The sequence below is a fragment of the Gluconacetobacter sacchari genome (assembly GCF_014174255.1).
Taxonomy (GTDB): domain Bacteria; phylum Pseudomonadota; class Alphaproteobacteria; order Acetobacterales; family Acetobacteraceae; genus Gluconacetobacter; species Gluconacetobacter sacchari.
In genome coordinates this window covers 1-16,443 of sequence record NZ_JABEQJ010000019.1, presented here as the reverse complement: position 1 = coordinate 16,443, position 16,443 = coordinate 1, and the positions used below count along the sequence as shown (strand labels likewise).

Genomic DNA, 16,443 nt, shown 5'->3' with positions numbered 1-16,443 from the left:
GGCGGCCCCTCAAATCACCTGCTGTCCCGCCACCCACACCTGCCGGACCCGCAATTTCTCATCCATCACGACGAAATCGGCCCGCCGCCCCACGGCCACGACACCCCGATCATGCAGGCCCAGATACCGGGCCGGCGCACCGCTCACCAGGTCGGCGGCCCGCGGCAGCGACACGCCCCCGCTCTCCACCGCGTTGCGCAGGGCGACATCCAGGGTCAGCACGCTCCCCGCCAGCGATCCACCGGGCAGCCGCACCACGCCGTCGCGGATCATCACGTCCTGCCCGCCCAACTGGCTCGGCCCGTCCGGCAGGCCGGTGCCGCGCATCGCGTCGGTCACCAGCAGCAGCCGTCCATCCATCAGCCGCGCCGCCATGCGGAAGATGGCGGGATGCACATGATGCGTGTCCAGGATCATCTCGGCATAGGCCGCGTCGCTGCACATCAGCGCCGTGGCCGGGCCGGGCCGGCGCCCCTCGACCGGCGCCATGGCGTTGAACAGATGCGTCGCCCCCACCGTGCCGCCGGCGGCGCAGATGGTGCAGATCGCCTGCTCGGTCCGCTCGTAATCGGCCGTCATATGGCCCAGGCTCACCCGCACGCCCGCGCGGGCGAAGGCCTCCATGGCGCTCTCGGCATGGTCCAGCTCGGGCGCCAGGGTCACCACGCGCACCACGCCGGTCTCCAGCACCTCGCGCACCAGTTCGGGCCGGGGCGGCACGGCGAAGGGCGGCTGCGCGCCCAGCTTGTGCGGGCTGACGAACGGCCCTTCCAGATGCGCGCCATGAATGTCGGGCCCGTGCGGCACGCCCGTCCGGCGCACCTCGGCAACCGCCTCCAGCGCATCCATCACGTCCCGCCAGGGCCGGGTGATGGTGGTCGGCAGGATCGTGGTGGTGCCGTGCGACAGATGAAAGCGCGACAGCCGCCCGATCGCCGCCACCCCGTCCATCGTATCCGCCCCGTCGCCGCCATGGACATGGCAGTCGATGAAGCCCGGCAGGATATAATGGCGCGGCGCGTCCGGGCTCGCCGCGATCTCGCGGATCCGTCCGTCGAACCCGATCCGCCCCGGCATGATCCGCCCGGGCAGCACGATCCGCCCCTCCAGCATTGGCAACGAACGCATCCTTCCTCCGCTATCGACGATCACTCGCGTCCGACATGCCGGCCATAGAGCAGAATGGCAAGATAGGACGGCAGCATCAGCATTGCGAACACAGGCTGGAAGCCCATCACCGGCTTCAACCGGACATAAAGCTGCGGCATGACCGCGCCACCGCTGAACGCCATGACCAGCAACGCCGAGGCCAGCGGCGTGGCGGCACCCGCCCCCCGGATGGCGATCGGAAACAATGCCGGCATGATCATCGCATTGCTCAATCCCAGCAACGCCACGCACAGTACCGACAGGGTGCCGTGCGTGGCCCAGGCCAGCACGGTCAGCCCGCACCCCGCCAGGCAGGACAATTCCATGCAGCGCTCCTGCGACAGCAGGCGCGGCACCGCCAGCAGCCCGGCGAGGTAGCCCAGCATCATCGCCGCCAGCGTCAGCGCGGTGAGGAAACGGGTCTGCTCCAGCGGCAATCCCATCCCCCTCGCATAGGTGCCGATCGCATCCCCCGCCATGACCTCGACGCCGACATACAGGAACATCGCCCCGATCCCCGCCAGCAGGCGCGGGCGCAGGATACGCGCCCGCCAGGCGTCGTCCGGCCGGCGCGACAACGGCACGTCCAGTTCCGGAAGCGGCGAGAGCGCGATCAGGGCCGCCATCGCCACCAGGATCGCCGCCATGCCCATATAGGGCCAGTAGATCGCCCGCATGAACCCGGCCAGGATCGCCTCGCGCACCGCCGGGTCGCGCGCCGCCCGCGCGCGCTCCGCCACGCCGCCGATATCGCGCATGACCAGCAGGGCAAGCGCCAGCGGCGCCAGGATACCCGCGCATTTGTTGCAGATCCCCATGATGGCGATGCGCTGGGCGGCCCGCTCCGGCGGCCCCAGCAGGCTGACATAGGGGTTCACCGTCACCTGCAACAGCGTCAGTCCGGCGCCCAGCACCAGCAGCCCCGCCAGCGCGCCGGCATACCAGCGCCCGGCGACGCACTCTCCGAACAGCGCCGTCCCCGCCGCCATGACCAGCAGGGCCGACGCCAGCCCGCGCTTCAGCCCGATCCGCCGCGCGACCGCCGAAGACGGCAGCGCGAACAGGAAGTAGGACAGGTAGAAGACAAAAGGAATGAAAAATGCCCCGACATCGTCAAGGGAAAACGCAACCTGCACGAACGAGATCAGCGGGCCGTTCAGCCAGGGCCCTCCGGGGGCCGCCACCCTCGCCGATCCCCGCTTTTCCGATCTCGTCCATGACAGGACGCTCACGCTGCGCGGCCTGTTCACGCTCACCCTCGCCGACGGCACGGCGATCTCGAGCGCCGACCTCACGATGACCAGCCCCCCGCGCGCCGAGGCGATCGCGCCCGATGCCGCCAGCGCGCGCGCGGCCGACCGCCTGCCCGGCCAGGCCGTCACCGCGCACCTCGCCGACCCGAAAGGCCGCTTCACGATCGCCTGGCGGCTGGAACAGCGCGACGGATCGCCCTATCTTCGCGAAACCATCGCGCTGACGCCCCGGGGCCGCCCCCTCTCGTTGAAAAGCGTCTCCCTGTTCGACGCCAACGTGGAAACCGGCGAGGTCGCCGGCGACGTGCAGGGCTCGCCGGCCGTCATCGACGACAGCTATTTCGGCATCGAAAATCCGCTGGCCAGCAGCCTCGTGTTCAACGGCCGGTCGCATCTGGCGCTGGCGCAGGCGCTCCCGATCCAGCCCGGCCACGCGCTGAGCGTCTCCGCCGTCGCGGGCGTCGTCCGCCATGGCCAGTTGCGCCGCGATTTCCAGATCTATGTCGAGCGCGAGCGCAGCCATCCCTACCGCCCGTTCCTCAACTACAATTCCTGGTACGATATCGGCTATTTCACACCCTACACCCGGCAGGACGCCGAGGACCGCATTCGCGCCATCGGCGAGGAACTGGTGCGCAAACGCGGCGTGGTTCTCGATTCCTACCTCTTCGACGACGGCTGGGACGACCGGAGCGGCTTCTGGCGGTTCAGCAAGGACTTTCCCTCGGGCTTCAAGCCGCTCTGCGCGCTGGCCTCGTCCTATGGCGCCGCTCCCGGCGTCTGGCTTTCCCCCTGGGGCGGCTACGGCACGCCGCAGCGGATACGCCTCGCCAACGGGCGCAAGGCGGGCCTGGAAATCCGCGGCGACGGGTTCGATCTTTCGGGTCCGCGATATTACGCCGTCTTCCACGACGCGGTCATGCGCATGCTGAAGGACGACTGCATCAACCAGTTCAAGTTCGACGGCACCGGCAATGCCGACCAGGTCGCGCCCGGCAGCGTCTTCAACAGCGATTTCGACGCCGCCATCCACCTGATCGCCGACATCTATGCCGCGCGCCCCAACACGTTCATCAACCTGACGACGGGCACCTTCCCGTCGCCCTTCTGGCTGCGCACCGCCGATTCCATCTGGCGCGGCGGCGAGGACGACATGCTGCGCGGCGTGGGCACCAAACGCCAGCGCTGGATCACGTACCGCGATTCCGACACTTACCACAACATCGTCGTCAAGGCGCCGCTCTTCCCCCTCAACGCGCTGATGCTGCACGGCATCATCTACGCCCGGAAGAACCAGCGCCTCAACGCCGATCCCGGCCACGATTTTCCCGACGAGGTCCACAGCTTCTTCGCCACCGGCACCGACGAGCAGGAACTCTATGTCACACCCGACCTGCTCAAGCCCGCCGATTGGGACGTGATCGCCGACACGGCGAAATGGGCGCGGGCCAACGCCGAAATCCTGAAGGACAGCCACTGGGTCGGCGGCGACCCCGGCCGGCTCGAACCCTATGGCTGGGCCGCATGGACGCCGAAAAAGGCCTTCCTGACCCTGCGCAACCCCGACCAGGTACCGCGCGGCATCCTGATCGAACCCGGCAAGGCGCTCGAACTGCCCGAGGACGCGCCGACGCGCTACACGGTGCATGCGCTGTGGGCCAGGTCCCCCGCCCCCCGGATCCTGGACGCCGCGACGCCCGTGGTCATCCGGTTGGCGCCGTTCGAGGTCATGACGCTGGAACTGACCCCCTGATGCGGCGCACGGGGCGCCGCGCCCTCCTGTCGGGGTCGATGGCCATCGGCCTGTTCACCGCCGGCGGCCGGTTGCTCGCCGCCGGCCGCGAACCGCTGCCGGAACCGATCCCGGACGGCCGCCCCCACGCCTTCACGCTGCACCGCGACGGCTTCCGCCTGGACGGCGCCCCCTTCCAGGTCCGCTCGGGCGAGATGCACCCGATCCGCATCCCGCGCGCCGAATGGCCGGCGCGGATCGCGATGGCGAAGGCGATGGGGCTGAACACCATCGCCATCTACCTGATGTGGAACACGCTCGAAGCCGCGCCCGGACAGTTCGACCTCACCACGGACCGGCGCGATTTCCGCGCCTTCCTGACCCTGTGCCGGCAGGCCGGGCTCTGGGTCTTCCTGCGCCCCGGCCCCTATGTCTGCGGCGAGTGGGATTTCGGCGGCCTGCCCGCATGGCTGCTCTATGACGGCGCGATCCGCGTCCGTAGCATGGACCCCGCCTTCCTCGCCGCCGCCGAGCGCTATATCGCCACCATCGCCCAGGCGGTGCGCCCCTTCCTGGCCGATCGCGGCGGCCCGATCCTGATGACGCAGATCGAAAACGAATACGCGTCCTTCGGCGCCGATCCCGCCTATATGGCCTGGACCCGCGACGCCTGGCGCCGGCACGGCCTCTCCGGCGCCTGCACGACCGCCGACGGGCTGGCCCAACTGCGCGAGAGGCGCACCATCCTGCCCGCCTGCGCCATGGGGCTGGACGGCGATTACGCGCTCGACCAGGCGCGCGACCTCGCGCCGGACGCACCGCTCTGGATCAGCGAGGCCTATCCCGGCTGGCTGACCCATTGGGGCGACAGGCGCATGGCGACGGTCGACTTCGCGCCGGATTTCAGAAAAATCCTGTTACAAAAAGCATCGTTCAATCTCTACGTCGTCCATGGCGGGACGAATTTCGGCTTCGGCGCGGGCGCGAACGCCCGTCGCGACGGCAGCCGCTTCCAGCCGGTCGTCACCAGCTACGACTACGACGCGCCGATCGACGAGGCCGGACGCGCCACCCCGAAATATCACGCCCTGCGCGCCATGATCGCCGACGCCACCGGCCGCCCATCCCCGCCGGTTCCCGCCGATCCGCCGATCCTGGGCTTCGCCCCGGTCATGGCCCGCGCCGCCGGATCGCTCTGGAGCGCCCTGGGCGATCCCATCCACGCGCCCGATCCGGTCTCGATGGAACGCGGCCTGCGCCAGCCCGCCGGCATGGCGCTCTATCGCTGCGTCATCCCGGCCGGGCGCGGCGGCGCGCTGCGTCTGCCGCCGGTCCATGACGATGCGCGCCTGATCCTCGACGGCACGGATCTCTGCACGCTGTCCCGCCTGTTCCCGGCACCGTCTCCCCCGGTCATCGCGCCCGCCCCGCGCCCCAGGCGCCTAGACATCCTGGTGGACAGTTTCGGCCATGTCGGCTTCGGGCCCGCCATGGGCGACCGCAAGGGCCTGGATGGCCCCGTCACGCTGGGGGGCCTCCCCCTGGTCGGCTGGACGATCTTCGGCCTGCCGCTCGATGCCGACCAGCGCGCGCGGGCCACCCGGCACCCGCCGGAACCCGGCCTTCCCGTGGACCTGTACCGCGCGCGCTTCGACATGCCCGGCCCGGGCGGCACCTATCTCGACCTGTCGGAATGGCGGAAAGGCCATGTCTGGGCCAACGGGCACGCACTGGGCCGCTTCTGGTCGATCGGCCCGCAGCACCGCCTCTTCTGCCCGGCCGAATTCCTGCGCCCGACAGGCAACGACCTCCTGATCCTCGACTGTCACGTCAAGGCCCCGGCTCGGATCGCCGGCAGGCGACTGTCGGGGTAAAATGACGGCCGGCCGGCAACCGAAGCGAAAGCCGCGCGCTTGAGTCGGTTGCCCGTATTTCTCCCGCAAGGCGTCCTTCATGACCGACATCTCGTCAAAGCGCTCCCCGCTCCGCCTTCCCGCCGCCCTGTGCCTGATCCTTCTCCCGCTGGCCGCATGCAGTTCCGCCAGCGGCGAAGGCGACGACCACCCGCCCCGCGACCGCAAGGTCATCGTCGTGCCGCGCGGCACCGATGTGGTCTGCCCCGACGGCAGCCATCCCCCCTGCCCGTAAACCCGTAAGGACGATCACCGCCCCGCCGGGCGGCACGCCAACGGGGCGGCGCGCGCCATGACCTGGCCGGCGAACACCACGCCGGCATCGGAAACCGGCAGTCCCGCCCGCCCCAGCGCCTGCGCCACCCACCCGTTGCAGGTATGGAACAGCGTGTAGCGGCTGCGCGCGGCATAGAACAGGCTCTCCGGCCGATGCCCGACCGCGACCAGGCGCGGCCGCCCGTCGCGCCCGGTCTCCAGGTCGCGCCCGATAAAATCCGACAGCCGATCGGTTTCCGCGCGGCGCATCGGCAGCACCACCACCGCACCGGGGCCGTACGCCCGGTCGGGCGTCGTCGTCATGGCAAAGACCTGCACCACCGCCGGCCCGGGAAACGGCCCGATCAGATATTCCTCAATGCTGCTGGCCGGCGCGGTAAAGAACGTCTTCTTGCCGTAGCCGAACAGGACGGTCCGCGCGCCGGGAAAGATCTCGCGAAACACCGCCAGTCTTCCCGACAACGCCGCCACCGGCAGGCCGATCTCGGTATGCCACCCCCGATCGACCAGATAGACCGCATTCCCCGCCACCAGCCGGCACGCCGACGACACGCGGGCTCCGGCGCATCCAGCCAGCAACATGCCCAGCGCCGGCAGAAATAAAAAAGCGCCCGACCGAATCAAGGTTTTTCGGTTCTTTTTTCCATCCCTACGCCCTCGGCCTCCGCGCCAGGGCGGCCAGCGCCCGCAACTGCCTGGCCACGACGTCCCGCGTACCGCTGTCGATCAGTTCCATCGCCTCCACATCGATTTTCTCCCCGGCCAGCCCGATCATCACCTCGGGCCGGTTCAGCACCATGGCATCGAGGAAAACCAGGCTCTGCCGCAGATGATATTGCGCTCGCGCCCCGCCGATCACGCCGGGCGACGCCGTCACGATCGCCAGCGGCTTCCCCGCCAGCGGCTGCGGCGCGACGCGTGACAGCCAGTCGATGGCGTTCTTCAACACACCGGGCATCGAGTAATTATATTCGGGCGTCACGATAATCACCCCGTCCGCCGCCCGGATCTGCTCCGCCATCAGCAGGACGGGCGCGGGAAATCCCCGCGCTTGCACATCGGCGTCATAGAGCGGAAACGCCCCGACCGGCCCCAGGGCGCCGACGGTCACCCCCTCGGGCGCCAGCGCGGGCAACGTCCTCGCCACCGCGCCATTGAAGGATTTCCCGCGCAGGCTGCCCAGCAGCGTCACGAAACGAAGAGGAACCGGATCCGTCATGATACGCCTCCGACCATGGCGCATCCCGCGCGCCCTGTCCCGCCATGTTTCACACCCGGCGCGCCCCGCGCAATCGCGATGCGCCCCCGCCCCGTGCCCCTGGCGGGGAACCGCGACGGCGCTCGACCGTAAAAGATTGAACCTGATCGCTTTATCGCCGGCCGCACATTTTCGGTACAGTCCCCCACGGCACGCCCCACGGATTGACGGAGCCCCTTCTTGACCGAACGACCCGTCCCCCACCCGCTTCGCCGGACGCTGGCCATTCTGGCCGGCCTGCTCGCCCTGGCACTCATCCTGCTGGCCGCGCTGTGGAACTGGGACTGGTTCCTCCCCCTGATCGAGCGCCGGGCCGCGGCGGCCCTCCATCGCCCGGTAACGATCGCCCACCTGCATGTCCGCCCGGGCTGGACGACCACGATCACGCTGGACGACGTCCATATCGGGCAACCGGCCGGCTTCACCTCGGAAAAGCAGGATTTCGCCGGCGCCCGGTCCATCACCGTCGCGGTCAAGCCATGGCCCTTCCTCGTCGGGCGCGGGCTGACGCTGCCGCTGGTCGCCTTCGACGCACCGCACGGCGATATCGTGGCCCTGCCGGACGGCCGCGACAATTACAGCGTCACGACGGACGGCAGGCCAGCCGACACCGCCCCACCCGCCCTGCCGAATATCGGAGAACTGCGGATCACCGACGGCGATATCCGCGTCGCCCTGGCGCGCCTGCGCAGCGATTTCCGCCTGGCCCTGCACACTACCCCGCCGGCGGAGGGCAAGCCGGGCACGATCGTGGCGGAGGCCACGGGCCGCTACGCCGCGCAGCCGATCACCGGCCATTTCGTCGGCGGCGCGCTGCTGACGCTGGCGGATGCGCGAAACCCCTATCCCGTCGATCTGCGCGTGGCCAACGGCCCCACATCCGTGACCCTGCGCGGCACGGTGGACGATCCGCTGCATCTCGCCGGCGCGCATCTCGGCCTGACCCTCGCCGGCCCCGACATGTCGCGGCTCTACCCGCTGACCGGTATCCCCATTCCGCACACGCCGCGCTATTCGGTTTCCGGAAAACTCGATTATACGGAAGCCAGAATCCGCTTCACCGGCTTCGAGGGCCATCTCGGCGGCTCCGATCTCAATGGCGACATCACCATCGACCCGCACCAGACGGTCCCCTTCGTCGAGGCCGCCCTGCATTCCCACCTCGTGGACCTGGCCGATCTCGCCGGCTTCGTCGGCGGCGAGCCCGGCCATGCGAAGACCGCGAACACGGCGGACAGCAACGTCCTGCCCGACCAGCGCATCGACGTGCCGAAGCTCAACGCCGTCAACGCCCATATCGCCTATCATGGCGACCATATCGAAAACAAACGCATCCCGCTGGATAATATCGAAGTCGACGCCACGGTCCGGAACGGCGCGATCGACGTCCGCAAGCTCGACTTCGCCGTCGGCACCGGCACGCTCGCCTCCACCGCCACCCTCACCCCCGCCGCCAACGACGATTTCAGCACCCGCTTCAAGCTCGACGTCGCGCGCGTCCCGCTGGCGCGCCTGATGCGGGGCGCTGCGGGGCTGGAGGGCCAGGGCACCATCGGCGGCCACGTCACCCTGTCATCCACCGGCCATTCGGTCGCCAACCTGGTCGCGCGCGGCACGGGCGGCATCACGCTCGTGCTCGACCAGGGCGGCCATCTCTCCGCCATCCTGCCCGACCTGCTGGGCCTGCAACTGGGCAACGCGCTGCTGTCGGCGCTGGGCCTGCCCAACCGGACGCCCCTGCACTGCTTCATCGCCGACATGCCGCTCAGGGACGGGATCCTGTCCACGCGCTCGTTCCTGATCCAGACGGGCGACACCCGCACGACCGGCGACGGCACGGTCGATTTCCGCGACAACACGCTGAATTACGCCCTCACGACCCGCGCCATCCATTTCACCATCGCCTCGTTCCCCGGCGCGGTCCATATCACCGGCCCCCTGCGCGCCCCCACGATCCTGCCCGGCGCCGAAATCGCCGGCCGCCTCGCCGCGACCGGCGCCCTCGCCGCCGTCTTCCCTCCCGCCGCCATCATCCCCACCATCCAGTTCGGCGTCGGCAAGGGATCGGCCTGCGAACAGGCGGTGCAACAAGCCTACACCCACCCCGCCGCCGGCATCGCCCCCGGCGCCACCACCGGCCTCCGCCCCTCCGCTGCCGCGAAAACAGGCCGGGCCCACGCAGCCCATCCCGCCGCACGGAAATCAGCGGCCCAGGTGCGCGCTGCATGGGAGAAAAAGCAGCAACAGAACGGCCACTGACATCATGCCCGCGTGCTTTCCCATGCCACACGTCTCCGATACGCGCGCTTGTGACATGGCAAAGATGACCATGCGCAGTCCGGGTCAGGTTCTCCAGGGAAGCGCGCACCGCAACCTGCCCCCCGGCATCGTTTCCGTCAGGTCGACACAGGTGCATGCACCGGCAGCAACGTCCCGCCCGGTCGTATAACAAGCCCGTTCTCAACGGCACGTACGGGGAAGATTTCCTCTCCGACATGGAAGCCCTTGCGCGATTTCTCCCATGATCAATCCATTTTCCAGAAACAGTCGCCCCAGATACAGCACCCGCCTTCGGCTCTGAATGTCTGCTCAATCAACGCCATCACGGCGATTATTTATTTTTGTATAATATCTATTGAAAATAGTATCTGTCTGTCTTCAAAGTCACTCTGACCGGAATCGTCAGAATGATAGCATCTCTTTGACTTGTGCATCCAAACTCTTCCATGCCAGCATAGTGTGCGTTTAAATCTTTGGCAGGGAACGGTACGCAATGGCCTGGAAACAAGAAATCATATCGCTGCCGTCTTCATACAAAGGTGGCACCATCCGTCACCCCCTCCTTACCAATGACGACGGGATCTCTATCCTCTTCGATAAATCGATCTGGGGGGGCTTCAATGTTTTCAAATACAAAACATCAAAATTTTCAATAGACCTCTCAATATTGAAGAAAAAAATAAAAATGAACAATATTGATTGTATCTCTCTCGATCTTTTCCTTCTGTCCGATCTCGCGAATTTTATTCGCAAGAATATCGGCAAGCCTAATCCCTATACTATTTCACCAGACGAAGTCGACCAGATCAAGCGGAACCTGGCCGAAGCCCTTCCTCAATGGAAAAACCTCTTCCATCCAGATGACGGACCGCTTGCCGGCATCAAGCTTTCGACGGAACGGCTGAATTGGTATCTGGCCGAGGAACGCGCCAGTGATCCCCGTCAATCGGCATACTGGCTCAACAGCACGGAACTCGGCTTCAACATCGAAAAAGCCATCACCGAAAATATTGCCGATGACGCGCCCTTTCGCATATCCGAGGAAAATCAATTGTGGGACGCAGCGGCAAAGCGCTTTGCTGAACAAGCATCCGGCGATGTTAACATGATCTTGTAAAGCCGCCTCCCAACCACCAGAAAGCGATCAAATCATGAAATGGACGCTCACATCCGGAATGCTCTACGGTACCCCAGGCGGTAAAAATCCCCTGGAAAAGCCGGAGCGCCGCCCGGCAATAGCATCAGATGATGGTGTTATCATTATGTGGACAGCTACCGTTCCGATAGCAAATATCATAACACTTGTTTATAGAAAAGACGAATTGGAAGTATGCATTTATGCCATAAGAGAATTTGATCCCGAGAACGAAAAAAATATTTTTGTTTCGGCACCTCTTCGTCCTGGTCTTGCCACATATATGAAAATAATAGGAAATATAGAAGATGGAAAAAAGGAGTATTACACCCCAACCAAGGAGGAAATCGACTCCATCGGCATTCACTTACATGAAGCATTGCCGCTTTGGCGAAAGGACCCACCGGAATCTGGCTTCATTACCACAAAATATGAAATAACAGAAGTTTCCTGTTAAAAGGATTAATATTTTATATACACCGTCAATGAATTAATAACAGATATATCCAACGACGAATTATATTATTACACATCTGAAAAAATTCGCTCTATTTTATTCTGCCACTCATTCAAAATCCAGCATATCTAATGCATGATTAAACATAAATTTTCTAATTTTAGCATGTTATGGTTCAATGTCATACGAGAACCTGATGAGATCAAGATGGCTTGGATTAAAATCATCCCCCGCGCGCAATATCCTCGGAACGTTCGAGAATAGGCAAATGACCTGCACGATGCAGAATCGGCGCTGATTGCGTCGCGTCATGGACGGCGATCCTCCATATCGTCACGGCCAGCGACCAATGGCGGTAATTGCCCCGACACTTTCCCGCCTTCACGACTGTGCAAGGTTATTTCTACCGATGGATACATGAAGGACAGTAAGCGGCCATGAACCATATTCTTGTGATCCTGCCCTGTGAACAGAATGGATGAGATGCTACGCCTTCTCTGGGCGTTATCGATAGCCAATCGGTCGAAACCGCTGAAAGTGACGGCCCGCGCGGTTATGACACGAACAAGAGGATTACCGGACCATGAGGCAGATCGCAGACCAACATGCTGAATCATGTCGTAGCGATCGTCGTCCATCCCGTCGATGTTCAGGATCGCGACGGTAAGCGGCTGATAGCGAGCAGGATACGCTCTTTGTTTCCCCGGCCCGAACGCTGAATCGTCGAAGGCCGCTTTGCCTGATGCGGACTTTGCCCTCCTCATCCCAAGTATGACTGATGATCACTGGTATTTTCGGAGTTCCGCGAAAAATTAATCAAATCACCTTCTGATTCACGCCATCAGGAATATCGAACAGATAAGGAAAATATTAACGAGTTTCCTACTGATATTGCTTCTAAGCTATTCCGTATAAAGCACTTTTGAAATGCACATCAATAATTCGTATCCTCTATGCCCACTCGACAGAAAACACCAACCGAATCAAAAGGAACTTGATCGCATTCCTCTTCCAATGGACAAATCTCTTCCGATTCAGTGAATATCGTTACGAAAAATGACATCCTCCAACCACCAGAAAGCGATTAGATCATGAAATGGACGCTCACATCCGGAATGCTCTACGGTACCCCAGGCAGAAAATACCCCCTGAAAAAGCCGCAACGTTGCCAGGCAATTGCATCAGATGATGGTGTTATCATTATGTGGACAGTTACCGTCCCGATAGCAAATATCAGAACACTTGTTTATAGAAAAGGCGCCTTAGAAGTATGCATTTACGCCACCCAAGATCTTGACCCCGAGAATAAGAAAAATATGTTCGTTTCGGCGCCTCTTCGTCCTGGCTTTGCCACATACATGAAAATAATTGGAAATATAGAAGATGGAAACAAGGAGGATTATACCCCGACCAAGGAGGAAATCGATTCCATCAGAGTTCACCTACACGAAGCATTACCGCTTTGGCGAAAGGACCGACCAGACCCAGGATTTATTCCTACAAACTACGAAATAACAGAAGTTTCCTGCTAAAAGGATTAATATTTTATGTACAGCTTCAATGATTTAATAACAGATATATCCAGCAAGAAATGGTCCGCTTCTGAACCGAGCAAGAGCGTTATATTTTATTCAGGTACGCCTCCAAAATCCAGCGCATCTTATCAAGAATATAAAAAGGAGAATGGAGATCTCGCCGTATATGGGAACTGGAAAAATGCCGAAAACCTGAACAAAGAAAACACATCAACAACGTATTGGATTAACGACACTGACGTTGGACAGAAAATAGATTCTTTCATTAGAGATGGTTCTTTTCTAGAATGGGCGGAAGATAATACAGATGTAGAAAATTCTCTAATAGACCAAGCATGGACAGAAGCCTCAAAAATTTATGCTGCACAAGCAGGCGGCGATCTCGTCGCTTTCGTCAATGGCGCAATTGTTGGAAGTGTTGACAATTACAAGGGTGCAGTATTCGCTCAAATAGAACTCCCCCGCCTCCTTCTCAATGAAAATGTCACATCTATCAATGGCATATCACGTGCCGATCTCCTCGACTTATATGGAAGTGTCAGCCTCAACCCCGGAGATAATCTGGCGGGTGCTCAGAGGGTTTTGGACGTTCTTGGGCCTGCATCGGAAAAATATCTCGCATCGCCCCCTACCACGGGTGATGGTGGCTCTTCCGGTTCTCCTCCTCCCGACAACCTGCCCACTGGAAATGGAGAAGCGGGATCATCAAGAATTGTTGGAGATAATGAAACAACCAATGTTTCAGGAAACAATCAAGATGTTGAAGTAACAGGGAGCGGAGCAAACGTAAACGTTTCAGGAAACAATACAACTATCGAACTTTATTCTTCTGGAAGTATCCTTTCTGCATCCAATGCGACGATCACTTTTTTCGATGCTCGCGCCAACATCTACGGCAACAGCAACACTATCCGCCTCAATGCCGGCTCGGCTATCGGCGTTTTCGGCACCAACAACGCCATCACCGCCACCGGCAACGCCACCCATGTCTACCTGAACGCCCCAGGCACCGCCAACAGCCTCAACACCGTCACCGCCAGCAATCTCGCCAACGCAACCGCAACCGACGGCGAGGCCGCCGGCCTCTATCTCGATGGTGGCGCCCGCGCCAATCTCTACGGCAACGGCAACACCATCAGTCTCAACACCGGCTCGGCAATCGGCGTCTTCGGCACCAACAACGCCATCACCGCCACCGGCAATGCCACCCGCATCTACCTGGACGCGCCAGGCACCGCCAACAGCCTCAACACCGTCACCGCCAGCAATCTCGCCAACGCAACCGCAACCGACGGCGAGGCCGCCGGTCTCTATCTCGACGGCGGTGCCCGCGCCAATCTCTATGGCAACAGCAACACCATCAGCCTCAATGCCGGCTCGGCTATCGGTGTCTTCGGCACCAACAACGCCATCACCGCCACCGGAAACGCCCATGTCTACCTGAACGCCCCAGGCACCGCCAACAGCCTCAACACCGTCACCGCCAGCAATCTCGCCAACGCAACCGCAACCGACGGCGAGGCCGCCGGCCTCTATCTCGACGGCGGTGCCCGCGCCAATCTCTATGGCAACAGCAACACCATCAGCCTCAACACCGGCTCGGCAATCGGCGTCTTCGGCACCAACAACGCCATCACCGCCACCGGAAACGCCACCCATGTTTACCTGAACGCGCCAGGCACCGCCAACAGCCTCAACACCGTCACCGCCAGCAATCTCGCCAACGCAACCGCAACCGACGGCGAGGCCGCCGGCCTCTATCTCGATGGCGGCGCCCGCGCCAATCTCTATGGCAATGGCAACACCATCGGTCTCAATGCCGGCTCGGCAATCGGCGTCTTCGGCACCAACAACGCCATCACCGCCACCGGTAACGCCACCCGCATCTACCTGGACGCCCCTGGCGCCCCCAACAGCCTCAACACCGTCACCGCCAGCAATCTCGCCAACGCAACCGCAACCGACGGCGAGGCCGCCGGCCTCTATCTCGATGGTGGAGCATGGGCCAACGTTTACGGTAACAATAACTCTATTGGTTTAGCTTCCGGATCGACAATCAACGTCTTCGGGTCGAATAATAACATTGAAGGAAACGGGTCAAGCAACACATATTATGATACATCCGGTGAAAACAAATATAATATAACATCAGGATCAACAAATAATTACATACAATCAAAAAACTCAAATATAACTATTGGGGAAAATTCATCCCTCCTGCTATCAGGAAACGGGAATGTAGCCACCACAACATCAGACTCATCAAGCTTATATCTTGCATCATATTCTTCAGTTATATACAATAATAACATATACATATCAGACGGAAATTATATTTACTACGACGGCACAACATCGAATCCTTTCGTTGCAAATTCATATCTGAACGGCTCCATAAACTATGGAATGTTTAACCAGGAATTTTATACTTCTCTATTCGATTACGACCAAGGCTACGGATATACAGATCCGGATGTCGATGAAGATTGGTATGAAAGCGACGATCCCATCGTGATCAACACGCACGGCACCGATATTCAAACCACATCTATAGATGCATCACATTTTTCCTTTGACTATTCCCAGTCTGGCTACAGTAATCCGACTGGGTGGATCGATAATGGCGAATCATTACTTGTCTATCTCGACAAGAGCAATGGGGCCAACTTGACTGGAAAGGATCTCGTTTCGACTTTCTCTACACTTGAGAAATATGACACCAACCACGATGGAAAAATCAGCAATAGCGATCCAATCTGGAACTCGCTTGGCATATGGACTTATAATGGCACATCTCAAACCGCGCTGTCGTCCGATGTCATTCCTCTCTCTGCGACTGACATAACCTCGTTCGACCTCACGGGAGCAGGAACGGAAAGCACATTTCAAAATGGAAATATTATCGGTGCCGATCACATCGTGACTCTCAAGGATCGTACTCAAGGCACTGCCGCCGAAGTCACATTGAAATTTCTCGCTCCGGAGAGTGGCACAGATATAAGCGCATATACCTTTCAGACAAGCGCATTGCACGACGATGCCATATCGGCACACGTTCTATCATCCATGGATAATCATCGTTTCCTCAGAGATTTTTCCTCCGCCGCTGTCCCTGACTCTACAATCCGTACCAGCTACGTTTTCGATCATAGTGTAGAAAATCTAAACCATTATGCTGAGTCGATCATGGCGGCGCTGGATAAGGGTGCATATCAAGGCCCCCTCATGACACAGGACTCCTTCATGGGTCTCTCTTCCTGAAAACAATGATAAAAGACGATTCTGGTGACCGGCCGCTCGTCCCGCGCGCGTAACTGCTCACGGGGTTGGCAGCGAAGGGCTTACGGAGGGTGCTGAAATTTGATTCACCCTACGAATGGCACCGCCCCTTTTTCATGAACTGACCGATGCGGAGAAGAACGACCTTCTGCTTGCGCAGCATGAGATGATCGAGC

The 16,443-nt window shown here is 61.2% G+C and carries 12 protein-coding genes and 1 pseudogene; 9 read left to right on the top strand and 4 right to left on the bottom strand.

Features of this window, described 5'->3' with window-relative positions; genetic code table 11:
- Positions 1–9 precede the first annotated feature (9 nt).
- The gene (gene nagA / locus HLH48_RS14245; protein WP_182998157.1) at positions 10–1,128 is read right to left on the bottom strand and encodes an N-acetylglucosamine-6-phosphate deacetylase; all 1,119 of its coding nucleotides are present in this window, start codon (positions 1,126–1,128) and stop codon (positions 10–12) included.
- A 20-nt stretch (positions 1,129–1,148) separates the two neighbouring features.
- On the bottom strand, positions 1,149–2,285 hold the full coding sequence (gluP, locus tag HLH48_RS14240; protein ID WP_264813231.1) for a glucose/galactose MFS transporter: 1,137 nt from the start codon (positions 2,283–2,285) through the stop codon (positions 1,149–1,151).
- Between gluP and HLH48_RS14235 the strand changes: the two genes are divergently transcribed.
- The 3 genes from HLH48_RS14235 (at position 2,242) to HLH48_RS14225 (ending at position 6,282) form a co-directional block, all read left to right on the top strand.
- Complete coding sequence (locus HLH48_RS14235; RefSeq protein ID WP_246387346.1) at positions 2,242–4,155, top strand: alpha-galactosidase; 1,914 nt, start codon at positions 2,242–2,244, stop codon at positions 4,153–4,155. The genes gluP and HLH48_RS14235 overlap by 44 nt on opposite strands.
- The gene (locus HLH48_RS14230) at positions 4,155–6,008 is read left to right on the top strand and encodes a beta-galactosidase (RefSeq protein WP_182998155.1); all 1,854 of its coding nucleotides are present in this window, start codon (positions 4,155–4,157) and stop codon (positions 6,006–6,008) included. Before HLH48_RS14235 ends, HLH48_RS14230 begins: the two co-directional genes overlap by 1 nt.
- 79 nt (positions 6,009–6,087) lie before the next feature.
- On the top strand, positions 6,088–6,282 hold the full coding sequence (locus HLH48_RS14225; protein WP_182998154.1) for a hypothetical protein: 195 nt from the start codon (positions 6,088–6,090) through the stop codon (positions 6,280–6,282).
- Between the two features lie 14 nt (positions 6,283–6,296).
- Here the strand turns inward: HLH48_RS14225 and HLH48_RS14220 are convergent, their stop codons facing one another.
- Together HLH48_RS14220 and HLH48_RS14215 are read right to left on the bottom strand one after the other, a co-directional pair.
- Complete coding sequence (locus tag HLH48_RS14220; protein WP_264813232.1) at positions 6,297–6,875, bottom strand: DUF2459 domain-containing protein; 579 nt, start codon at positions 6,873–6,875, stop codon at positions 6,297–6,299.
- Between the two features lie 97 nt (positions 6,876–6,972).
- Positions 6,973–7,542: an NADPH-dependent FMN reductase gene (locus HLH48_RS14215; RefSeq protein ID WP_182998152.1), complete on the bottom strand. Its 570-nt coding sequence runs from the start codon at positions 7,540–7,542 to the stop codon at positions 6,973–6,975.
- A gap of 219 nt (positions 7,543–7,761) precedes the next feature.
- Between HLH48_RS14215 and HLH48_RS14210 the strand changes: the two genes are divergently transcribed.
- The 6 genes and pseudogenes from HLH48_RS14210 to HLH48_RS14185 all read left to right on the top strand — a co-directional run bounded on the left by HLH48_RS14210 (position 7,762) and on the right by HLH48_RS14185 (position 16,249).
- Complete coding sequence (locus tag HLH48_RS14210) at positions 7,762–9,840, top strand: AsmA family protein (RefSeq protein ID WP_182998151.1); 2,079 nt, start codon at positions 7,762–7,764, stop codon at positions 9,838–9,840.
- A gap of 514 nt (positions 9,841–10,354) precedes the next feature.
- Positions 10,355–10,978, top strand: coding sequence for a hypothetical protein (locus tag HLH48_RS14205; RefSeq protein ID WP_182998150.1), 624 nt, complete (start codon positions 10,355–10,357; stop codon positions 10,976–10,978).
- A 34-nt stretch (positions 10,979–11,012) separates the two neighbouring features.
- Positions 11,013–11,453 (top strand): hypothetical protein, encoded by a 441-nt coding sequence (locus HLH48_RS14200; RefSeq protein ID WP_182998149.1) that lies wholly within the window; start codon positions 11,013–11,015, stop codon positions 11,451–11,453.
- Positions 11,454–11,660: 207 nt separating this feature from the next.
- Positions 11,661–12,157, top strand: a pseudogene (locus HLH48_RS14195) (IS5/IS1182 family transposase); the annotation flags it as partial.
- Positions 12,158–12,544: 387 nt separating this feature from the next.
- A complete protein-coding gene (locus tag HLH48_RS14190) occupies positions 12,545–12,985 on the top strand; it encodes a hypothetical protein (RefSeq protein WP_182998148.1) in 441 nt (146 codons plus the stop codon).
- 15 nt (positions 12,986–13,000) lie between these two features.
- Positions 13,001–16,249 (top strand): hypothetical protein, encoded by a 3,249-nt coding sequence (locus HLH48_RS14185; protein ID WP_182998147.1) that lies wholly within the window; start codon positions 13,001–13,003, stop codon positions 16,247–16,249.
- The last annotated feature ends 194 nt before the right edge of the window (positions 16,250–16,443 follow it).